This window comes from Streptomyces sp. NPDC102274, from assembly GCF_044766385.1.
GTDB lineage: Bacteria > Actinomycetota > Actinomycetes > Streptomycetales > Streptomycetaceae > Streptomyces.
In genome coordinates this window covers 12,214-33,084 of record NZ_JBIWLW010000042.1, presented here as the reverse complement: position 1 = coordinate 33,084, position 20,871 = coordinate 12,214, and the positions used below count along the sequence as shown (strand labels likewise).

The following is a 20,871-nucleotide window of genomic DNA, read 5'->3' as shown; positions in this document are numbered from 1 at the left end:
TCACTTCGCGGCCCGCTTCTCCTCGACCAGGGTCACAACACACTCGATGACCTGCTGGAGCGTGAGATCCGTGGTGTCCACCTCGACCGCGTCGGCGGCCTTCGCGAGCGGGGAGGTCTTACGGCCGGAGTCGGCCGCGTCCCGCTTGACCAGGGCGTCCTTGGTGGCGGCGACATCGGTCGCCTCCTTGCCCTTCAGCTCACCGCTGCGCCGGGCCGCACGCGCCTCCGGGGAAGCGGTGAGGAAGATCTTGACGTCGGCGTCCGGCAGCACGGTCGTACCGATGTCACGGCCCTCGACCACGATCCCCTTCCCGGCCGCCGCGGCGATGGAGCGCTGGAGCCCGGTGACAACGGTCCGTACCTCGGGCACGGCGCTGACGGCGCTCACCTTGGAGGTGACCTCCTGGGTACGGATCGGACCGGCGGCGTCCGCGCCGTCCACGATGATCGTGGGGCCGGCCGGGTCGGTCCCGGAGACCAGTACGGGCTTGCCCGCGGCGGTCGCGACGGCGGCGGCGTCCGACACGTCGACACCATTGGTGATCATCCACCAGGTCATCGCGCGGTACTGCGCGCCGGTGTCCAGGTAGCTCAGCCCGAGCTGGGCGGCCACGGCCTTGGAGGTGCTCGACTTGCCCGTGCCGGAGGGCCCGTCGATGGCGACGATCACAGCGGCCGGTGCGGTCCGGGCGGGGGTTGCTCCGTTGTCCACGGGGGTCGGACACCTTCCTGGTTCAAGGGGGTGGATGTGCGGGGACGCACATACGCCCCCGGCACAAGGTTACCGAGTACTCAGGACCCCGAATGCACCCGTTCGGCGGGACGCCCGCCGGAGCACCGCACGGGACTACCGCGCGGATCTACCGCCGGACTACCGCCGGACTACCGCCGGACTACTGCCGGATCGACCAGCCGCGTTCCCGCAGAGCCGCCGAGAGCACCGGAGCCGCCGACGGCTCCACCATCAGCTGTGCCAGGCCCGCCTGCTGCCCGGTCGCGTGCTCGATCCGTACGTCCTCCACATTGACCCCGGCGCGGCTCGCGTCCGCGAAGATACGGGCCAGCTCGCCGGGCCGGTCGTTGATGAGGACGGCCACGATCTCGTACGTCGCGGGGGCGGCGCCGTGCTTGCCGGGCACCCGTACCCGTCCCGCGTTGCCGCGCCGCAGGACGTCCTCGATCCCGGCGGCCCCGCCGCGCCGCTTGTCCGCGTCCGAGGACTGGAGCGCGCGCAGCGCCTCGACCGTCTCACCGAGGTCGGCGGCGACCCCGGCCAGTACGTCGGCGACGGGGCCGGCGTTGGCGGAGAGGATCTCGACCCACATCCCGGGGTCGGAGGCCGCGATCCGGGTGACATCGCGGATGCCCTGGCCGCAGAGGCGTACGGCCGTCTCGTCCGCCTCCTCAAGACGGGCGGCGACCATCGACGAGATCAGCTGCGGGGTGTGCGAGACGAGGGCGACCGCGCGGTCGTGCGCGTCGGCGTCCATCACCACCGGCACGGCCCGGCACAGCGCGACCAGTTCCAGAGCGAGGTTCAGCACCTCGGTGTCGGTGTCCCGGGTCGGGGTCAGCACCCAGGGGCGCCCCTCGAAGAGATCGGCGGTCGCGGCCAGCGGTCCCGAACGCTCCTTGCCGGCCATGGGGTGCGTACCGATGTACGGGGCGAGGTCGAGGCCGAGCGCCTCCAGTTCGCGCCGGGGGCCGCCCTTGACGCTGGCCACGTCCAGATAGCCGCGGGCCACGCCGTCCCGCATCAGCGCGGAGAGCGTGGCGGCGACATGCGTGGGCGGTACGGCGATGATCGCGAGGTCGACGGGGCCCTCGGGCGCCTCGTCGGTCCCCGCTCCGAGCGCGGCGGCGGTCCTGGCGCGGGAGGGGTCGTGGTCGTTGAGGTGGACGGTGACGCCCCGGCCGGCCAGGGCCAGCGCCGCCGAGGTGCCGATCAGGCCCGTACCGATGACGACGGCGGTTCTCACTGGGCGATGTCCTTGCGCAGGGTGGCCGCGGCGCCGAGGTAGACGTGCGCGATCTCGGACTTGGGGAGGTCGGACTCGATATGGGCGAGGATACGGACGACGCGCGGCAGGGCGCCCGCGATGTCCAGTTCCTGGGCGCATATCAGGGGGACGTCGGCGATGCCGAGCCCACGGGCCGCGGCGGCCGGGAAGTCGCTGTGCAGATCGGGCGTGGCCGTGAACCAGATGCTGATCAGATCGTCCGCGGTGAGCGCGTTGCGCTCCAGGATCGCGATGAGGAGCTGCCTGACCTGGTCGTCCATGTGCCCGGCCTCGTCCCGCTCCAGCTGGACCGCTCCGCGGACCGCTCGTACCGCCACGACGTTCTCCTCAGTGATCGAGTGCTCGTCCCAGGGTAGTCAGCCGCGGGGAACGGGAGCGCCGCGACCGCTCTCGCCACAACAGCGGGCTCGCCGGGACGCCGGAAAACCAGTCATGCCCCCGCCCGGTGCCCCCGTACCCCCTCCTCCATGACCTCGCCGGAAGCGCTCGTCCGTGAACACACCGTCTACGCGTGTGTGATGGGCTCGCGCGCCTTCGGACTCGCGACGGAGGGGAGCGACACCGACCGGCGCGGTGTCTTCCTCGCCCCGACCCCGCTCTTCTGGCGCTTCGAGAAGCCGCCGACCCCCGCGCTGGAAGCACGCCATGCACCTGCTGCGGCTGCTCGCCTCCTGCCGGGATCTGCTGCGTACGGGCAGCCTGGTGATCGACGTCGGCCAGGACCGGGACCATCTGCTGGCGGTCAAGCGGGGCGAAGTCCCCTGGCCGGAGGTGGAGCGCCGGATGACCCGCCTCGTCGCCGAGGCCGACGAGGCGGCGCCCCGTTCCCCCCTGCCGCCCGAACCGGAGCACGCGCGCGTGGAAGACTTCCTGACCCGCACGCGCCGCGCCTCAGCGCTCCATCCTTCACCGGCCGGCCAGGTCGTGCTGCGCCTCGTACCCGACGGGCTCACCGGGCAGCGCCGTCCGTGACCGCGCGTCCTCAGGCTCCGGAGTCCCTGGACGGGAAGCCGTTACGGATGGGACCCGGAGACGGTCTTCGGGGCTTCTTCTTCCGTCCGTACGCATGGATCAGGAATCCCAGAGCGCTCCCAGCGTCATCAGATCGCCGTGGTACTCGATCCGCTCCGCCCACTCCTGGGGCCACGCGCCCGCGCCCAGGTGGGCGCCCGCGAACGCGCCCGTGAGGCAGGCGAGGGAGTCGGAGTCGCCCCTCGTACAGGCGGCGCGGCGCAGGGCGGTGACCGGGTCCTGGAGGAAGAGGAGGAAGCAGAGCAGGCCGGTGGCGAGGGCTTCCTCGGCGATCCAGCCGTCTCCGGTGGCCAGACAGGGATCGGTCTCCGGGGAGGGGGTGCGCAGGGCCTCCTGGAGGCGTTCCAGGGCCTCCAGGCACTCGTCCCAGCCCCGGGCGATGAAGGTCTCGGGCGTGGGGTCGTGGGAGAGGGTCCAGAGGTCGCCGAGCCAGCGGTGGTAGTAGTGCTCGCGGTTCTCGTACGCGTAGGAGCGCAACTGGCCCACCAGCCCCTGCGGCTCGCCGCCGTGGGACAGCAGATAGACCGCGCGGGCCGTCAGGTCGGAGGCGGCGAGCGCCGTCGGATGGCCGTGGGTGAGCGCCGCCTGCAACTGCGCGGCGCCACCGCGCTGTTCGTCGCTGAGGCCCGGGACGAGTCCGATCGGCGCGACCCGCATATTGGCGCCGCAGCCCTTGGAGCCGATCCGGCTGGCCCGCTGCCAGGGGCGGTCGCTGTCGAGGAGCTCGCAGGCGGTCAGGCAGGTGCGGCCGGGGGCGCGGTTGTTGTCCGGGGAGTGGTACCAGCGGACGAACTCGTCGCGCACCGGCCGCTCCAGCCGCAGCGGATCGAGCACGCCCTGGTCCATCGCCGTCCTGATCCCGCGCGCGAACGCCAGCGTCATCTGGGTGTCGTCCGTGACGAACGCGGGCTCCGGCAGCGCCATTTCCCGCCAGGGACCGCACTTGGCCAGGATCGACGGCACATCGTTGAACTCGGTGGGAAAGCCCAGCGCGTCACCGAGCGCGAGCCCGATCAGCGAGCCCGTGGCAGCCTGTTTGGTCAGGGCCCTCGCGATGATCATGCGTTCCGTCCTTCCGGTCGAAGCAGAGGTGGGTGCAGCGTGGTGGCGGGGCCCGCGCGGTACAGCGCCGCCGGTTTCCCCCGGCCACCCGTCCGGCGCGGCGGCCCCTCCAGTGCCTGGACGAAGCCGGGCGTGGTGAGGACCTTGCGCCGGAAGTTGGGGCGGTCGAGAGCCACGCCCCAGACGGTCTCGTACACCTGCCGCAGCTCGCCGAGCGTGAACTCCGGCGGGCAGAAGGCCGTGGCCAGACAGGTGTATTCGAGCTTGGCGCCGACCCGGTCGTAGGCGTCGGCCAGGATGTGTTCGTGGTCGAAGGCGAGCGGCCCGCGGGCGCCGAACTCCACCCACTGGGCGCGGGCGGCGTCCCCGCCGCCGCGCGGCTCGGGCAGGTCGGGGACGAGCGCGGCGTACGCGACCGACACCACCCGCATCCTGGGGTCGCGGTCCGGATCGCTGTAGGTGCGCAGCTGCTCCAGATGGAGCGCGCTCGCGGTCCGCGCCAACAGACCGGTCTCCTCGGCGAGTTCGCGGCGGGCCGCCTGTCCGGCGGACTCCCTGGGCCGTACGAAGCCGCCGGGCAGCGCCCAGTCGCCCCGGTACGGTTCCTCGCCCCGTTCGATGAGGAGTACGTGCAGCCGGCCCAGGCGCACGGTGAAGACGGCGAGATCGACGGTGACCGCGAACGGCTCGAAGGCGGCGGGGTCGTAGCCCCCCGGCACCCGCCGCCCCCGGGCCGTCATGACCGCTCCGGCGAGTACGGGCCCGGGCCACCCCCGTGGGTCCAGGTCCACCTGCCGTACGCGCGCACGGCCGTCCGAGTCGTGATCGCGTGACGCACGGCCACCCCCTTAATGGTCACGTTGACTATAAAGGTGAACGCGCCGTCCGCACAAGGGAGAAGCCCGCGACCAACGGGCCGCGGGCTTCTCCCTTGTGCGGACGGCGTACCCCGAGGAGGACGCCGCGGGCGGGCTACAGCCCGACTTCCTTCATCAGCATGCCGACCTCGGTATTGGTGAGGCGGCGCAGCCAGCCGGACTTCTGGTCGCCCAGCGGGATCGGGCCGAAGGACGTCCGGACGAGCCGGTCGACCGGGAAGCCCGCCTCGGCGAGCATCCGGCGCACGATGTGCTTACGGCCCTCGTGGAGGGTGACCTCCACCAGATAGTTCTTGCCGGTGTTCTCGACGACCCGGAAGTGGTCGGCCTTGGCGTAGCCGTCCTCCAGTTGGATGCCGTCCTTCAGCCGCTTGCCCAGATCGCGCGGCAGCGGGCCCTGGATCGCGGCGAGATAGATCTTCTTGACGCCGTACTTGGGGTGCGTGAGGCGGTGGGCCAGCTCACCGTGGTTGGTGAGCAGGATGATGCCCTCGGTCTCCGTGTCGAGCCGCCCGACGTGGAAGAGCCGGGTCTCGCGGTTGGTGACGTAGTCGCCGAGGTTCTGCCGCCCGTCGGGGTCCTCCATCGTGGAGACGACCCCGGCCGGCTTGTTCAGCGCGAAGAAGAGATGCGACTGCGTGGCGACCGTCAGTCCGTCGACCTTGATCTCGTCGCGGTCCGGGTTCACGCGCATGCCCTGTTCGAGGACGATCTCGCCGTTCACCTCGACCCGGGACTGCTCGATCAGCTCCTCGCAGGCGCGGCGCGAGCCCATGCCGGCGCGGGCGAGGATCTTCTGCAGCCGCTCGCCCTCCTGCTCGGCGCCCGGGTTGGTCCTGGGCGTCTTGACCGAGGGCCTGTCCGCGTACCGGTCGCGGTTGCGCTGCTCGATCTTGGCGTCCAGCTCGCGCGGACGGGACGGGGCACCGCGTCGCGGACCGCCGCGGCCACCGCCCTGCGCGGGCTTGGGACCGCCCTTGGCACCGCCGCGTGCCGCCGCGCCACGGGCACCGCCCTGACGGGAGCCCCCGCCGGAAGCGCCGCCCGCGGAACCCCCGGAACCGCCGGAGCCACCGGAACGGCGCGAGCCCGCGGGTGCTCCGGACGCGCCGGAACCACCGGTGGGACCCGAGCGGCCGACGTCGTAACGACGCTCCTCGGGACGGGGTCGGGACGGCCGCTTCTGCTCGTCGTCACGCCCGCTGCCGGCTCCCCGGTTGTCCCGGTTGCCGCCGCCGCTCCCGCCTCCGCCGCTCCTGTTGCCGCTTCCGCTGTTCCTGCCGCTGCTTCGCATCAAAGTTCCGTCTTGTCGTCTGCGTGGGTATCCGGTGCGTCCGGATCGAACGACGGAACGCCTTCCTGGCTCTCGGCCTCGATCGCGTCCGCCTCGGGGAGGAAGGGCGCGAGCTCCGGGAGCTCGTCCAGGCCCCGCAGGCCCATCCGCTCCAAAAAGTAGTTCGTCGTCCTGTACAGGATCGCACCTGTTTCGGGTTCCGCGCCCGCCTCCTCCACCAGCCCGCGCTGGAGCAGGGTGCGCATGACGCCGTCACAGTTCACTCCGCGCACCGCCGAGACCCGGGAACGGCTCACGGGCTGGCGGTACGCGACGACCGCGAGCGTCTCCAGCGCGGCCTGGGTGAGCCGGGCCTGCTGGCCGTCGAGTACGAACGCCTCCACGGCCTCGGCGTACTCGGGCCGGGTGTAGTAGCGCCAGCCGCCGGCGATCAGCCGCAGCTCGAAGCCCCGGCGCTGCACGGTGTACTCGTCGGCCAGCTCGCGCAGCGCGTCGGCGACGGCCCGCCGGGGGCGGTCGAGGACCTTGGCGAGATGTTCCTCGGTGGCGGGCTCGTCGACGACCATGAGGACCGCCTCCAGCGCCGGCTTGAGCTCCAGGTCCGCGACCGTACCCGGCGACCGCTCCGCCGCGCGCGCCCTCGCCTGTTCCCGCTCCCTCTCGCTCACGCCGTCACCTTCTTCTCCTCGTCCGTTCCGTCGGCCGGCCCGGACTCACGGTCGAACTCGTCCGTCACGGCGGCCTCCACGTCACCGTCCCCGCCCGTCCAGCGGACCATGAGCGGGCCGAGCGCCTCCTCCTGGTCCAGGGCGACGGCACGCTCCCGGTAGAGCTCCAGCAGCGCCAGGAAGCGCGCCACCACGGTCAGGGTGTCCGCGGCGTCCTCGGTGAGCGCCGGGAAACTCATCTCGCCGCGCTCGCGCAGCCGCGCGACGACGATCCCCGCCTGTTCCCGCACCGACACCAGGGGCGCGTGGATGTGCTCCACGTACACCTGCGGCCTGGGCTTCGGCTGCATCGCCTTCACGGCGAGCCGGGCGAAGCCCTCGGGCCCCATGCTGATGACGACCTCGGGGAGCAGCGCGGCGTGGTGCGGCTCCAGCCCGACGGTACGGGGATAGCGCCGGGCCTCGGCGTCCAGGCGCTCGCTGAAGATCTCCGCGACCTGTTTGTACGCGCGGTACTGGAGAAGCCGGGCGAAGAGCAGGTCCCGCGCTTCCAGCAGCGCGAGATCGGCCTCGTCCTCGACCTCGGCGGCGGGCAGCAGCCGGGCGGCCTTCAGATCCAGCAAGGTCGCCGCGACGACCAGGAATTCGGTGGTCTGGTCGAGATCCCAGTCCGGCCCCATGGCGCGGATGTGTGCCATGAACTCGTCGGTGACCTTCGACAGCGCGACCTCGGTCACATCGAGCTTGTGTTTGGAGATGAGCTGGAGCAGCAGGTCGAAGGGGCCCTCGAAGTTGACCAGCCGTACGGTGAACCGCCCGTCACCGGGCTCGGGCGAAGGCTCCGGCGCGGGCGATGGCGATGCCTCCGGCTCCGGCTCCACCACTGGCGCGGGCGAAGGCTCGGGCTCCGGCACAGAGGCGGGCTCCGGCTCCGGCGCGGAGGCAGGCTCCGGCTCCGTTACAGAGGCGGGCTCCACCACAGGCTCGGGTACGGGTACCGATACGGGAGCGGGAGCAGGATCGGGCTCGGACACGGGCTCGGGCGCCGACGCCCCTGGCCCGCGGCCCAGAGTGCGGCGGGACGGGCGGTGAAGACCGGGGGGCGGGGGCATCGAGGTCCTGGGGGCGCGAGCGGAGGGGCGGCCCGCGCAGGCTATCTTCAGCGTCCGCGCAGGCGCCGTACGAGGATGCTCGCGTCGCCACGCGATTCGAGGTCGGCGAGGACCACGGCGACGGCCTCGCGGACGATCCGGCCGCGGTCCACGGCGAGTCCGTGCTCACCGCGCAGCACGAGCCGCGCGTGTTCGAGGTCCATCAGTTCCTCGGCCGAGACATAGACCGTGATCTTCTCGTCGTGCCGTTCACGTCCGCTGGGGCGGCGGTTGGCGCCACGTCCCCGGCGGCGCTGCTGCCCGCCCTGCGGCCCCGCGCCCTGCGTCTGGCCCTGAGCCTGCCCCTGGCCGGCGGAGGACGCGGAGGCGGCCTCCTGCGGCCGTCGCCCCTTCACGGACGAGGCGGCCTGCTCCGCGTCGGCGGTCCGGCTCCGGGACGGCTCCTGGGCGTCCGTACCGGCGGTGGAGTGCTCCTCCACCTCGGTGGAGGAGGAGGCGCCCGCCGGGTCGCCGGACGGATCGCTCTCCCCCGCCGGAGCGGGCACCCGGGGCTCGCCGTTGGCGTTCCTGCGCCGGTCCGCCGACGAGGAGGACTGCAGCGCCATGCCCCCGGTCGTACGGAACAGTTCGTCGGCCCCGGGCAGACTCACTCGGCGTGACACCGGGCGAGCACCTCCCTGGCGAGCTGGCGATACGCGGCGGCGCCGACGGAGTTCGAGGCGTACGTGGTGATCGGCTCACCGGCGACCGTGGTCTCCGGGAAGCGCACGGTCCGCCCGATCACGGTGTGGTAGACGTGATCGTCGAAGGCCTCGACCACGCGCGCGAGGACCTCACGGCTGTGCACCGTACGGGAGTCGTACATGGTGGCGAGGATGCCGTCGAGCTCCAGCTCGGGGTTGAGCCGCTCCTGAACCTTCTCGATGGTCTCCGTCAGCAGCGCCACACCGCGCAGCGCGAAGAACTCGCACTCCAGCGGCACGATCACCTTGTGCGCGGCGGTCAGCGCGTTCACGGTCAGCAGACCGAGCGAGGGCTGACAGTCGATCACGATGTAGTCGTAGTCCTGCATCAGGGGCTTCAGCGCCCGCTGGAGCGTGGACTCGCGCGCCACCTCGCTCACCAACTGCACTTCCGCCGCCGAGAGATCGATATTGCTCGGCAGCAGGTCCATGTTGGGCACGGCGGTCTTCAGCAGCACCTCGTCGGCCGCCATGCCCCGCTCCATGAGCAGGTTGTAGACGGTGAGGTCCAGCTCCATCGGGTTCACACCGAGACCGACCGACAGGGCTCCCTGCGGGTCGAAGTCGACGAGCAGCACACGCCGGCCGTACTCCGCGAGCGCGGCACCCAGGTTGATGGTCGACGTCGTCTTGCCGACGCCGCCCTTCTGGTTGCACATCGCGATGATCTTCGCGGGGCCGTGGTCGGTGAGCGGGCCCGGGATTGGGAAGTACGGCAGGGGACGCCCGGTCGGGCCGATCCGCTCGCGACGCTGGCGGGCGGCGTCGGGGGCGAGGGTGGCCGCGTACTCGGGGTCGGGCTCGTACTCGGCGTCGGGGTCGTAGAAGTGCCCCTCGGGCACTTCGTCGTAGTCGGCGAATGGAGTGGACTCTCGGCCACCCTCGTTGCCGGCCATGGCGTTCACGTGTTGGCCGTCCATCATCTGGTGGGCTGTCGTCATGTGCTGGTGGGTGGCGAAGGTGCGGACCGCTACGGAGCCGACAGCCTTGAGCCCGGACGACGGGCTCTGGCTCCTCACAGGCATTCCTGGTTGACCACCCCCGGGAGTAAATGTCGACTCATTCACAAGTCGTCTTACCTCCTTGGACTGGACCAGGAAACTTATCGATAGGTCAGCGTGGCACCATGCCGACGGTTGGCGACTCTATGGCGTGTCACCGCTTCGCAGCAACACAATCCGCCGGACCCGGCCCGATGTGTCGGCAACGGAACACCTCTCTGTCAAGGGCGCACAAGCCTCTCACCAAGGCGTGCCCAGCAGGTTTCGCCGACGCGCGAAACGGTTGAAAGCGTTACGTTCGAGGCGTGTTGACCCGCCGTTCGGCGGCCACCGGACACGCGTACGGCCGGACCTCGCCGCGTGAGATCCGGCCGCTGGCGCGATGTTGACGAGGCGCGTTGACACATCAGCCCAGAAGCATGGCCAATTCGGCGTGATCCAGCCCATGAGCCTCGGCGACCTCGCGGTAAATGACCTGGCCCTCATGGGTGTTGAGCCCCTTGGCGAGGGCCGGGTCCCGGCGCAGCGCGTCGAGCCAGCCGCGGTTCGCCAGCTCCACGATGTACGGCAGCGTGGCGTTGGTCAGGGCGTACGTGGAGGTGTGCGGGACGGCGCCCGGCATGTTGGCCACGCAGTAGAAGACCGAGCCATGGACCCGGAACGTCGGCTCGGCGTGCGTCGTCGGCCGTGAATCCTCGAAGCAGCCGCCCTGATCAATCGCAATGTCGACAAGTACACTTCCGGGCTTCATCTTGGCGACGAGCTCGTTGGTGACCAGCTTCGGCGCCTTCGCGCCGGGGATGAGAACGGCCCCGACGACGAGGTCCGCCTCGACGACCGCCTTCTCCAGTTCGAAGGCATTGGAGACGATGGTCTGGACCTTCGTGCCGAAGATCCTGTCGGCCTCGCGCAGCTTGTCGATGTCCCGGTCGAGCAGCGTCACATGGAATCCCATGCCGACGGCGATCTGCGTCGCGTTCCAGCCCGAGACACCGCCGCCGATGACGACGGCCCGGCCGGCCGCCGTACCGGGCACGCCGCCCGGCAGCACACCCCGGCCGCCGGCCGAGCGCATCAGGTGGTAGGCGCCGACCTGCGGCGCCAGCCGGCCCGCGACCTCGGACATCGGGGCGAGCAGCGGCAGCGCGCGGCTCGCGGTCTCGACCGTCTCGTACGCGATGGCGGTGGTGCCGGAGTCCAGCAGGGCGTCCGTGCACGCGCGGGAGGCGGCGAGGTGCAGATACGTGAAGAGCGTCTGGCCCTTGCGCAGCCGGTGGTACTCCTCGGCGACCGGCTCCTTGACCTTCAGCAGCAGATCGGCGGCGGCCCAGACCTCGTCGGCCGTGGCCGACATCCGGGCGCCGGCCGCGGCGAACTCCTCGTCCGTGATCGAGGAGCCGGCCCCCGCATTCCGCTCGATGACGACCTGATGCCCCTGGCGTACCAGCTCATGGACGCCGGCCGGGGTGATGGCCACCCGGAATTCGTTGTTCTTGACCTCGCGGGGGATACCGACCAACACGGCAGATCACGGTCCTTGGCTCAGGGGATGTCCGGGGATGTCCAGGGGCGATCCCATACACACCCGGGCGCGCGCGGCGCACAGGAAGACGCCGCGCGGAGAGGTGCGGCGTAGCCAGTCTAATGAAGGATTTCTTGGTGTCTAGCCTTGCAAAGCATCAATCACCACTCGAAGCACTACGGATTTCGTAGGTGTTTTCCCTCCGTTTCCAGCAGACGATCGGCCGTGGCCCGGTGCAGCCTCGCCGCGGTCGGGTCGCCGAGCCGGTCCAGGGTGTCGGCCAGCCTGAGCTGGAGCGCGGCCTGGAGCCGTTCGTCCCCGGCCAGCCGCGCCCACTCGACCGCCTCCTGGCAGGTGCGCAGCGACTCCTGCGGCCGGCCCGCGTACTCCTGGACCCGGGCCGCCTCGCTCAAGGCCCTTGCCTGGCCCGGGAGATCGCGCAGCCTGCGGTAGCCCGCGGTGGCGGCCCGCCAGTTGCGCAGCGCCTCGCCGTACAGCCCCGCGTAGGTGAAGACGGTGCCGAGCCGGCCGTACAGCCGGGCCTCGTCGGCCCGCTCGCCCCGGCTCAGCCGCTGGGCGAGCGCCCTGCCGTACCAGTCGGCGGCCCGCTGCCAGTCCCGCAGATCCTGGTAGGCGCCGCCTACGGATTCCATCGCGCGGCCGGTCGCGTAGAGATCGTTCGCGCTCCTTCCGGCGTCCAGCGCGGCGCGGTAGCGGGCGAGCGCGTCCCGCGTACGGCCGGTCTGGGCGTCCAGATCTCCGAGGTTCAGCAGCGCGGCGGCCTGCTCGCGGTGCAGCTCGCGCCGCTCGGCGATATCGAGCACCAGCTGATGGAGCCCGTACAGCTCGGGGGCCGCGGCCTCGGTGCCCCGGTGCGCGGCCAGCGCCCTGACCAGCGCGGCCACCAGCCGCCGGGCCAGCGTGTCCAGCTCGCCGTCGGCGACCGCGAGACGTGCGGAAGCCAGCAGCGCGGGCTGTCGCGCGCCCAGCCATCCAGCCGCTGCCGCGGCGCTCGGGAAGCGCAGCGCGCGGGGCAGCGCGGCCAGCTTCTTGCGGGCCGGGGAGCCGTCGGGGTCGGTGACGGCGCGGCAGGACTGGAGCAACCGTACGCTCCGCTCCAGCATCCGCGCGCGGGCCAGCTGCATCTCGGCGGGCCGGTCGTGCTCCTCCATGACGGCCCGCAGCAGCGGGACCAGACAGCCGGACACCTCGTACTGTTCGGCGTCGACCGCCCTGAGCAGGCCCCGGGCGGCGAAGTCGTCCAGTGTGGTCCTGGCGGCCGAGACCGAGCAGCCGGCCAGCGCCGAGGCGATGTGCGCGTCGGCGAGACCCGCGGGCGCGAGCGCGAGCAGTCGCAGTATCCGGGCGGCGGGCGACGGCAGCGTCTCGTAGACGAGATGGAAGGCGCGTGCGAGCGGCCGGTCGCCGACGGGCCGCTCCCAGTCGTGCGGCAGGGCCCGCAGCTGTTTGGTCACATCGGCGACGGACGCGGTGGGCCGGGCGGCGAGCCAGCCGGCGGCCAGCACGAGCGCGGCGGGCTGGCCGCCGCACTCCTCGGCGAGGGACTCCGCTGCCTGCGGATCGACGGTGATCCGGACGGCGCCGGTGAACCGGCCGAGAAGCTCGATGGCCGCCTTGGTGTCCATCCCGCCGAGCGTGCACGGACGGACGTCGGGGATCCCGGTCAGCGGACCCTGCGCGACCGCGACCACCAGGCAGCCGGGGTTGTCGGGCACCAGCGGATCGACCTGCTCGGCGTCGACGGCGTCGTCGAGGAGCAGCAGCACCCGCCGCGCGGAGAGCGCCTCGCGCACCATCTCGGACAGCTCGTCCTCGCCCGCGCCAGGCGGGGTGGCGAGGCCGAACGCGCCGAGGATCTCGCGCGCGCTCCGCTCGGTGGGCACCGGCTCGCCGCCGGGCTCGGTGAGGCGGGTCCGTACGACACCGTCCGGATAGCCGTCGCGCAGCTGCCGGGTCAGCTCCTCGGCCAGCGCGGTACGCCCGGAGCCGGGCCGGCCGGCGATCAGCAGGACCCGGGCGCGCGGCTCCTTGCGGCCGGAGAGCGTGTTGAGCCCGGTCCGCTCGACGTCTCCGCGCAGCGCCTTGAGTTCCCGCTGTCTGCCGAAGAACGCCATGTCGTACGCGGGCCACCCCGGGTGCGGGGCGTGCGCGTCGGTCAGCGGTCCCACGGGGCCCGTCGGGACGGAGAGGGGCGGCGACTGGACCGGCCGCGAGAGATCCGGAGAGGGTACGACGGGCTCGGCGGGAATGACCGGGGCGAGGCAGCCGGCTCCGGGTCCTGCCGGCAGACCGACCGCCCCGGACCGCGGATCCCCCGCCCCGGACACCAGGTCCTTCGGCCCGGACGCCGGGCCCTCCGGTCCGGACCGTCGAGCGCCGCCCCCGGGGCCGGCCTCCGCCGGGGCCGGATCTGCGAGTCCGGCGGAGCCGCCCGCCGGGCCCGACACGTCCGTGCGCGTGCCCTCGCACACCGCCTGCCGCGTGTCACCACGCTCCGTCACGCCGTCCGGCGCGGGCCTCGCCGTGCCACTCACGCTCACGGCGTCGGTCGCGTCCTCGGGACCCTCCGGGACAGTCACCCGGGCCGTACCTTTCGTCTCGGAACCCGATGTCGACATCTTCTCGGCCGCCGACGTGGAAAGGCTCCGCCGTTTGCCCGACGGCCCCTCAGTTTCGTTCGCCCCTGCGGCGGTTGGCTTCCCGCTCCGGGTGCTGCCGCGCTTTTCCCCGGCACCCGGACGGCCGGGGCCACTCACATCCACCGCCTGATCCGTCACGGGCCACGCTCCGTCCGCCTGCGCACGAGCCGAGCCCGGCGGGTTCCCGCACGGGCGGTTCGAGCGTAGTTCACGCTCAGCGACGAGACCGGTGGGGCGTGGCCGATATATCCCCCAATCGGATCAGCATTTTTTCAGACTGGAGATTGACCGGATGCCCGGAATAACAGGGCTCCTGTTCAGGACTCGAACGGACGCGCGGGCCAGGGCGCCTCGGCCGGCCTGAGCGACTCGATGCCGTCGCCCGCCAGCGCCGCGGTGAGCGCGAGCACCCCCACCGCCAGACAGGTGTTGTGCAGTTCACCGGCGAGCACACCCCGTACCAGCTCCGCCGCCGCCACCCGGGCCAGCTCCATGTCCGCCTCCTCGTCGGAGACTTCGAAGCGCTCGCCCTCCGCCTCCGACAGACCGCGCGCGAGGAAGATCCGTACCGCCTCGTCGGAGCCGCCGGGCGTGGTGTAGACGTCCGTCAGCACCCGCCAGTCCTCGGCCTTGACGTGCGCCTCCTCGTACAGCTCGCGCTGCGCCGCGTGCAGCGGATTCTCGCCCGGCACATCGAGCAGACCGGCCGGGATCTCCCACAGCTTCTGGCGGACGGGGTGCCGGTACTGACGCAGCACGAGGACCCGGCCCGTGTCGTCCAGCGCGAGGATCGCCACGGATCCGGGGTGGACCTGGTAGTCGCGCGAGGCGACCGTACCGTCGGGCATGACCACATCATCCGTACGGACACTGGTCTTGTTGCCGCGGAAGGGCGTCGAGGTCGCGGTGACCCGCCACTCCTCGGGGGCGTCCTTGATCGTCATGAAAGCGTCCTCCCACACAGTGGCGCACAAGCGGAAACCGGGGCACAAGTCCCGAAAGACCCGTGCCCCGGCTCCCACCGTATCGCTTGGAGAATCGCTCAGGACTGGGCGGCCACCGGCTCCGCCGGCGTCCCCTGCCCGCCCTGGCCGGCGCCCGCGTGGGCGCCCCGCCGGCGCTCCACCGCGGCCTTCACGAGCCCGGTGAAGAGCGGGTGCGGCCTGGTCGGCCGGGACCGCAGCTCCGGGTGGGCCTGGGTGGCGACCAGATACGGGTGCGTGGTGCGCGCGTACTCGACGTACTCGACCAGCTTGTTGTCCGGGGACGTGCCCGAGAAGACCAGACCGGCCTTCTTCTCCAGCTCCGCGCGGTACGCGTTGTTGACCTCGTAGCGGTGGCGGTGGCGCTCCTCCACATACGGCTGGTCGTCATAGACCTCGCGCACGATCGAGCCCTCGGCGAGCTTCGCCGGGTAGAGACCGAGCCGCATCGTGCCGCCCAGGTCTCCGGCGCCCTCCACGTAGGCGAGCTGCTCCTCCATCGTGGAGATCACCGGGTGGGCGGTGCCGGAGTCGAATTCCGTGGAGTTGGCGTCGGGGATCCCGGCGACGTTGCGCGCGGCCTCGATGACGATGCACTGGAGGCCCAGACAGAGCCCCAGCAGCGGGACCTTGTGCTCCCTGGCGTACTGGATGGCGCCGACCTTGCCGGTGACACCGCGCTCGCCGAAGCCGCCGGGGATCAGGATCCCGTCGACGTCGGCCAACTGCCTGGCGGCACCGGCCGGGGTCTTGCAGTCGTCCGAGGTGACCCACTTGACCTTGACGCGCGCCCTGTTCGCGAAGCCGCCGGCGCGGATCGCCTCCGTCACCGAGAGGTAGGCGTCCGGGAGGTCGATGTACTTGCCGACCAGCGCGACGGTGACCTCGTGGTCGGGGTTGTGGACGCGGTCCAGCAGATCGTCCCAGACCGTCCAGTCCACATCGCGGAACGGCAGATCCAGCTTGCGCACGACATAGGCGTCCAGGCCCTCGGTGTGCAGCACCTTGGGGATGTCGTAGATCGACTTGGCGTCGACGCACGCCACCACGGCCGTCTCGTCGACATCGCACATCAGCGAGATCTTGCGCTTGATCGCGGTCGGTACGTCGCGGTCGGCGCGGAGCACGATCGCATCGGGCTGGATACCGATGTTGCGCAGGGCCGCGACCGAGTGCTGGGTCGGCTTGGTCTTCAGCTCGCCGGAGGGGCCGATGTACGGCAGCAGTGAGATGTGCACCACGAAGACGTTGTCTCGGCCCACCTCGTGGCGCACCTGGCGGACGGTCTCCAGGAACGGCAGCGACTCGATGTCGCCGACCGTGCCGCCGACCTCCGTGATGACGACATCGACGTCGTCGGCCGCCATGCGCCGGATGCGATGCTTGATCTCGTTGGTGATGTGCGGAATGACCTGAACCGTGTCGCCCAGGTACTCACCGCGCCGCTCCTTCGCGATGACCTGCGAGTAGACCTGGCCGGTGGTGACATTGGCCGAGCCGTCGAGGTCCACATCGAGGAAGCGCTCGTAGTGGCCGATGTCCAGGTCGGTCTCGGCTCCGTCGTTCGTGACGAATACCTCGCCGTGCTGGAACGGGTTCATCGTGCCCGGGTCGACGTTCAGGTACGGGTCCAGCTTCTGCATGGTGACCCGCAGACCACGCGCTTTGAGCAGCGCACCCAGACTGGAGGCGGTCAGGCCCTTGCCGAGGGAGGAGGCAACACCCCCTGTGACGAAGATGTGCTTGGTCGTCGAGGATGTCGTGGAACGGTTCGGCATGGCCAAGAGGGGGCTCCCGTGGTCGCGGTCTGAGGTGCGTGCCGGTGTCCCGGTCGAAGACTGGAGGGACTTCCGTCGCTGCGGGTACGGGGCCCCAATGCGTCGCAGGGAGTCCACCGGTCCACGGGCTACCAGGGTATCAGCGCCGAAGGGAGGGTGCTTCCGGCCACGCGCCGCCGCCCGCATCCGAGAAGCCATTCCCCCGAGTCAGCCTTTTTCCCCCGAGTCACCCTTGGCCTACCCGTTCGGCGGACCGATGTTGTCGGGACCGTGGCGCAGAGCCCCGTAGTGCGTCGTATCCTGCTCAAACATTCGCTGCCGAGTCCGGCCGGCAAACGGCACCATCCCCGCCCGATTTCCCGGAAATAGAGCTCGTCAACGACCCTTGACCGAAGTACGCGCCCCTCGGGGCGGACATGGCCGTTCGACTGGAGATGCACGTGGCCGGGCGCATCGAGGATTACGCACTCATCGGAGACATGCAGACCGCTGCCCTGGTCTGCCGGGACGGCACAGTCGACTGGCTGTGCCTGCCCCGCTTCGACTCGCATGCCGTTTTCGCGGCACTGCTCGGCACCGATGAGCATGGCTTCTGGCGCCTGGGACCCGCGCATCCCGCGGGCTCCATGCCGCCACAGGCCACACGGCGCCGCTACCGCGGAGACTCACTGATTCTCGAATCGGAGTGGGACACCCCGCGCGGCACCGTCAGAGTGACCGATTTCATGCCCCCGCGTGACGGCGCTCCGCAGGTGATCCGGATCGTGGAGGGCATCAGCGGACGGGTGCCGATGCGGTCCGCGCTGCGGATGCGGTTCAGTTACGGGCGGGTCGTGCCCTGGGTCCACAAGGTGGACAACCGCACGGTCGCCGTCGCGGGGCCCGACTCGGTCTGGCTGGATACCGACGCCGAGACCTACGGCAAGGACCTCACGACGTACTCCGACTTCACGGTGGCGCCGGGAGACCGGATCACGCTCACGATCAGCTGGCAGCCCTCGCACCGGCAGCCGCCCGCGCTGCCCGACCCCGAGGGTTCGCTGGAGGCGACCTCCGACTTCTGGCGTGAATGGGTCGAGCACTGCACGTACCACGGCCCCTACCGGGAGGCGGTGGTCCGTTCGCTGATCACGCTCAAGGCGCTGACCTACGCGCCGACGGGCGGGATCGTGGCGGCGCCGACGACCTCGCTGCCGGAGGAGATCGGCGGCGTACGGAACTGGGACTACCGCTACACCTGGCTGCGCGACGCCGCGATCACGCTCTCCTCGCTGCTGCGCACCGGCTACCGCGAGGAGGCCCGCGCCTGGCGCGAGTGGCTGCTGCGCGCGGTCGCCGGCGACCCGGAGAATCTGCAGATCATGTACGGGATCGCGGGCGAACGCGAGCTGGGCGAGGCGGAGCTGGACTGGCTGCCCGGCTATGAGCGCTCGGGCCCGGTCCGGGTCGGCAACGGCGCGGCGCACCAGCTCCAGCTGGATGTGTACGGCGAGGTCACCGAAGCGCTGCATCTGGCGCATATGACCGGTCTCGCCCGCAATGACTACGCCTCGGTGCTCCAGCTCAAGCTGATCCAGTATCTGGAGAAGCACTGGGACCAGCCGGACGAGGGCATCTGGGAGGTGCGCGGTCCGCGCCGGCACTTCGTGCACTCGAAGGTGATGGCCTGGGTCGCGGTCGACCGCACGATCAAGCTGATCGAGTCGGGCGACGCCGACGGCCCGCTGGAGCGCTGGCGCGAGATGCGGGACGACATCCACCGCGATGTCTGCGAGAAGGGGTACGACAAGGAGCGGAACACCTTCACGCAGTCGTACGGCTCCAAGGAGCTGGACGCGTCGCTGCTGCTCATTCCGCAGATGGGCTTTCTGCCGCCGGACGACAAGCGGGTCATCGGCACGATCGAGGCGATCCAGCGGGAGCTGTCCACGGAGGACGGCTTCGTCATGCGGTACCCGACCTCGGGCGAGGACGCCGGGGTGGACGGGCTGGAGGGCGACGAGGGCGCGTTCCTGGCCTGCTCCTTCTGGCTCGCCGACGATCTCGCGATGATCGGCCGGGTGGAGGAGGCCAGAAAGCTCTTCGAGAAGCTGCTGGCGCTCCGTAACGATCTGGGGCTGCTCGCCGAGGAGTGGGACTCCCGGCTCCAGCGCCAGGTGGGGAACTTCCCGCAGGCGTTCAGCCATGTCCCGCTGATCGACACGGCACTGAGGCTGACGGCTTCGGGGGCGTACGGCGGCTGACCCCTTGTTCGGCTCGCCCCGGTCGTCAGCAGTGCGTACGACCGGGGCGAGGGCATGTCTTCCTCTGATCAGAGTTTCACTTGGACTCGATTCGGCCCAGCGGGCCGGCGCCCTCCGACGGGGCCGGAAACGGCGTGCGCGCCGACTGGTCGAGCTCCTCGTCGCCGGAGTGCGCCGACCGCACCGACCACCGGCCCGGTCCGGCCCCGCGCGCATTTCCAGTAGCCTCCGGCGTCATGGACAGTCAGGGCGGAATCACCGTGCGGCGCGCCCTTGAGCTGCCGGGACTCCGGGCCGGCCTGCCCGAGGTCGTCGCCTGCGCGGACCTGCTGGACCGTACGGTGCGCTGGGTGCACGCGGGTGAGGTGCCGTACATCGCGTCCCTGCTCAAGGGCGGCGAACTGCTTCTCACCACGGGGCTCGGGCTGGGCAGCCGCCCGGCCGAACAGCGGGTCTTCGTCCGCAGGCTCGCCGAGCGCGGGATCGCGGCGCTGGTGGTCGAGCTGGGGTCCCGGTTCGACCGGCTGCCCGCGACGATCGTGGAGACGGCGCGGACGGCCGGGCTGCCGCTGGTGCAGTTGCACCGCGAGGTGCCGTTCGTCTCGGTGACCGAAGAGGTGCACACCGAGATCGTGAACGGCCATTACGCGCTGCTGCGACAGGCCGAGGAGGTCCACCGGCGGTGCACGGAGGCGCTGCTCGACGGGGGCGGAGTGCCGCGGGTGCTCCGTATCCTCGCGGACTTCGCGGGCAATCCGGTCTTCCTGGAGACGGCCGAGGGACGTCTGCTGTACGCGGCGGCCCCCGGCGCGGGTCCGGCCGCCGCCGATCCGCTCCAGATCTGGGAGGGGCTGCGCGGCCAGCGGGCGGCGCGCGCGGCGGGACCGCCCGCCGGAGCGGTGCTGGTGGATGTGCCCGGCGGCGGGCACGGCACCGGGGCGGTACGGGCGCGGCTGGTGCTGCCCGCCGTATCCGCCCCGCCGCTGCCGGTGCACCGGCTGGCGGCCGAGCGCGCGGCGGACATCCTGGCGGTCGTCCTGATGCAGGCGCGTCAGGAGGAGGAGCTCGCGGCCCGTGGCCGTGGCGACTTTCTGACAGATCTCGCGGAGGGCCGGATCCTCGCCGAGGACGCGCCCGCGCAGGCGAAGGTGCTGGGTTTCAAGCCGGGCGAGGGCCCCCTGCTGCCGGTGGTGATGCGACTGGCGCCCGAGTCGGCCCCGGCCGGCAACTGGGCGCTGCTCGCCAGGGCCGTGCTGGAGGAGCTGTCGTCGGTGGGGGTGCCGGTGCTGCTGGGTGTCCGGCCCGTAGAGGGGCGGGTTCCGCTGCTGCTGGGGCTGCGCTCCGAGTCCGAGCGTACGGCGGTGGCCGACCGCGTCGCGACGGCGCTGCGCACCGGCGTGGAGCGGGCCGGGCTGGAACGTCCCGGGGCACAGCCGCCGGTGGTGGTCGTCGGCGTCGCGGGCGGCTGGGCGGCGGCGAGCGCGGGGCTGCGGCACGCGGCGGAGACCGCGACGGCGGCCCAGGGACTGCCGGACCGCGCCTGGTACGACGCCCGCCGGCTGGATATCGATCTGCTGCTGTGGCGGCTGCGTGAACACCCCGATCTGGCGGCCTTCGTGGACCGCGCGATCGGCCCGCTGCGCGCGCACGACCGGTCCGCGCGCCCCGCGCTGCTGCCCACCCTTGAGGTCTATCTGGCCCACGCGGGCCGGAAGGCGGAGACGGCGCGCGAGCTGCATCTGAACCGCCAGACGCTCTACAACCGGCTGGCGAGGATCGCGGAGCTGCTCGGCACGGACCTGGACGATCCGCAGACGGTGCTGGCCCTGAGCCTGGCGCTGCGGGCGAGACGCCATACGCTCTGATCGACTC

The 20,871-nt window shown here is 71.5% G+C and carries 15 protein-coding genes and 2 pseudogenes; 3 read left to right on the top strand and 14 right to left on the bottom strand.

What is annotated here, in order from left to right:
• From cmk to aroH, 3 genes are all read right to left on the bottom strand, one after another.
• Positions 1-714, bottom strand: coding sequence for a (d)CMP kinase (cmk, locus tag ACIRQP_RS36325; protein WP_403898320.1), 714 nt, complete (start codon positions 712-714; stop codon positions 1-3).
• Between the two features lie 181 nt (positions 715-895).
• Positions 896-1,981: a prephenate dehydrogenase gene (locus tag ACIRQP_RS36320; RefSeq protein ID WP_403898318.1), complete on the bottom strand. Its 1,086-nt coding sequence runs from the start codon at positions 1,979-1,981 to the stop codon at positions 896-898.
• Positions 1,978-2,340, bottom strand: coding sequence for a chorismate mutase (aroH, locus tag ACIRQP_RS36315; RefSeq protein WP_403898315.1), 363 nt, complete (start codon positions 2,338-2,340; stop codon positions 1,978-1,980). Before aroH ends, ACIRQP_RS36320 begins: the two co-directional genes overlap by 4 nt.
• Before the next feature lie 150 nt (positions 2,341-2,490).
• Between aroH and ACIRQP_RS36310 the strand changes: the two are divergent.
• Positions 2,491-2,995: pseudogene (locus tag ACIRQP_RS36310) on the top strand (DNA polymerase beta superfamily protein).
• A 99-nt stretch (positions 2,996-3,094) separates the two neighbouring features.
• Here ACIRQP_RS36310 and ACIRQP_RS36305 read toward each other — a convergent pair.
• The 11 genes and pseudogenes from ACIRQP_RS36305 to ACIRQP_RS36255 form a co-directional block, all read right to left on the bottom strand.
• Complete coding sequence (locus tag ACIRQP_RS36305) at positions 3,095-4,117, bottom strand: ADP-ribosylglycohydrolase family protein (RefSeq protein ID WP_403898312.1); 1,023 nt, start codon at positions 4,115-4,117, stop codon at positions 3,095-3,097.
• The gene (locus ACIRQP_RS36300) at positions 4,114-4,857 is read right to left on the bottom strand and encodes an NUDIX hydrolase (RefSeq protein WP_403898310.1); all 744 of its coding nucleotides are present in this window, start codon (positions 4,855-4,857) and stop codon (positions 4,114-4,116) included. The genes ACIRQP_RS36305 and ACIRQP_RS36300 overlap by 4 nt, the downstream gene beginning before the upstream one ends.
• Before the next feature lie 232 nt (positions 4,858-5,089).
• The gene (locus ACIRQP_RS36295; protein WP_403898307.1) at positions 5,090-6,289 is read right to left on the bottom strand and encodes a pseudouridine synthase; all 1,200 of its coding nucleotides are present in this window, start codon (positions 6,287-6,289) and stop codon (positions 5,090-5,092) included.
• Complete coding sequence (scpB, locus tag ACIRQP_RS36290; protein WP_403898371.1) at positions 6,289-6,855, bottom strand: SMC-Scp complex subunit ScpB; 567 nt, start codon at positions 6,853-6,855, stop codon at positions 6,289-6,291. Before scpB ends, ACIRQP_RS36295 begins: the two co-directional genes overlap by 1 nt.
• Positions 6,856-6,953: 98 nt before the next feature.
• Complete coding sequence (locus tag ACIRQP_RS36285; RefSeq protein WP_403898305.1) at positions 6,954-8,069, bottom strand: segregation/condensation protein A; 1,116 nt, start codon at positions 8,067-8,069, stop codon at positions 6,954-6,956.
• Positions 8,070-8,116: 47 nt separating this feature from the next.
• Entirely contained in the window at positions 8,117-8,719 is a 603-nt protein-coding gene (locus ACIRQP_RS36280; RefSeq protein ID WP_403898369.1) for a hypothetical protein, read from the bottom strand.
• Entirely contained in the window at positions 8,716-9,837 is a 1,122-nt protein-coding gene (locus ACIRQP_RS36275) for a ParA family protein (protein WP_030354916.1), read from the bottom strand. Before ACIRQP_RS36275 ends, ACIRQP_RS36280 begins: the two co-directional genes overlap by 4 nt.
• 382 nt (positions 9,838-10,219) lie before the next feature.
• Positions 10,220-11,335, bottom strand: a complete 1,116-nt coding sequence (gene ald / locus ACIRQP_RS36270; RefSeq protein ID WP_403898302.1) for an alanine dehydrogenase — start codon at positions 11,333-11,335, stop codon at positions 10,220-10,222.
• A gap of 157 nt (positions 11,336-11,492) precedes the next feature.
• Positions 11,493-13,470: pseudogene (locus ACIRQP_RS36265) on the bottom strand (AAA family ATPase).
• Between the two features lie 842 nt (positions 13,471-14,312).
• The gene (locus ACIRQP_RS36260) at positions 14,313-14,939 is read right to left on the bottom strand and encodes an NUDIX domain-containing protein (RefSeq protein WP_403898299.1); all 627 of its coding nucleotides are present in this window, start codon (positions 14,937-14,939) and stop codon (positions 14,313-14,315) included.
• Positions 14,940-15,037: 98 nt separating this feature from the next.
• Complete coding sequence (locus ACIRQP_RS36255; protein WP_403898297.1) at positions 15,038-16,756, bottom strand: CTP synthase; 1,719 nt, start codon at positions 16,754-16,756, stop codon at positions 15,038-15,040.
• A gap of 416 nt (positions 16,757-17,172) precedes the next feature.
• Here ACIRQP_RS36255 and ACIRQP_RS36250 point away from each other — a divergent pair, with 416 nt between their 5' ends.
• Positions 17,173-18,999, top strand: coding sequence for a glycoside hydrolase family 15 protein (locus ACIRQP_RS36250; RefSeq protein ID WP_403898295.1), 1,827 nt, complete (start codon positions 17,173-17,175; stop codon positions 18,997-18,999).
• A 236-nt stretch (positions 19,000-19,235) separates the two neighbouring features.
• Positions 19,236-20,864 carry a PucR family transcriptional regulator gene (locus ACIRQP_RS36245; RefSeq protein ID WP_403898292.1) on the top strand — a complete coding sequence of 543 codons (1,629 nt, stop codon included), beginning with the start codon at positions 19,236-19,238 and terminating at the stop codon, positions 20,862-20,864.
• The last annotated feature ends 7 nt before the right edge of the window (positions 20,865-20,871 follow it).

Bases quoted from the DNA above. Each gene is read 5' to 3' on its own strand.
- scpB (WP_403898371.1), bottom strand. From the start codon at position 6,855: ATGGTCGTCGACGAGCCCGCCACCGAGGAACATCTCGCCAAGGTCCTC.
- ACIRQP_RS36255 (WP_403898297.1), bottom strand. From the start codon at position 16,756: ATGCCGAACCGTTCCACGACATCCTCGACGACCAAGCACATCTTCGTC.
- ACIRQP_RS36300 (WP_403898310.1), bottom strand. From the start codon at position 4,857: ATGACGGCCCGGGGGCGGCGGGTGCCGGGGGGCTACGACCCCGCCGCC.
- ACIRQP_RS36275 (WP_030354916.1), bottom strand. From the start codon at position 9,837: ATGCCTGTGAGGAGCCAGAGCCCGTCGTCCGGGCTCAAGGCTGTCGGC.
- ACIRQP_RS36245 (WP_403898292.1), top strand. From the start codon at position 19,236: ATGGACAGTCAGGGCGGAATCACCGTGCGGCGCGCCCTTGAGCTGCCG.
- ACIRQP_RS36260 (WP_403898299.1), bottom strand. From the start codon at position 14,939: ATGACGATCAAGGACGCCCCCGAGGAGTGGCGGGTCACCGCGACCTCG.
- ACIRQP_RS36250 (WP_403898295.1), top strand. From the start codon at position 17,173: ATGGCCGTTCGACTGGAGATGCACGTGGCCGGGCGCATCGAGGATTAC.
- ACIRQP_RS36295 (WP_403898307.1), bottom strand. From the start codon at position 6,289: ATGCGAAGCAGCGGCAGGAACAGCGGAAGCGGCAACAGGAGCGGCGGA.
- ACIRQP_RS36285 (WP_403898305.1), bottom strand. From the start codon at position 8,069: ATGCCCCCGCCCCCCGGTCTTCACCGCCCGTCCCGCCGCACTCTGGGC.
- ACIRQP_RS36305 (WP_403898312.1), bottom strand. From the start codon at position 4,117: ATGATCATCGCGAGGGCCCTGACCAAACAGGCTGCCACGGGCTCGCTG.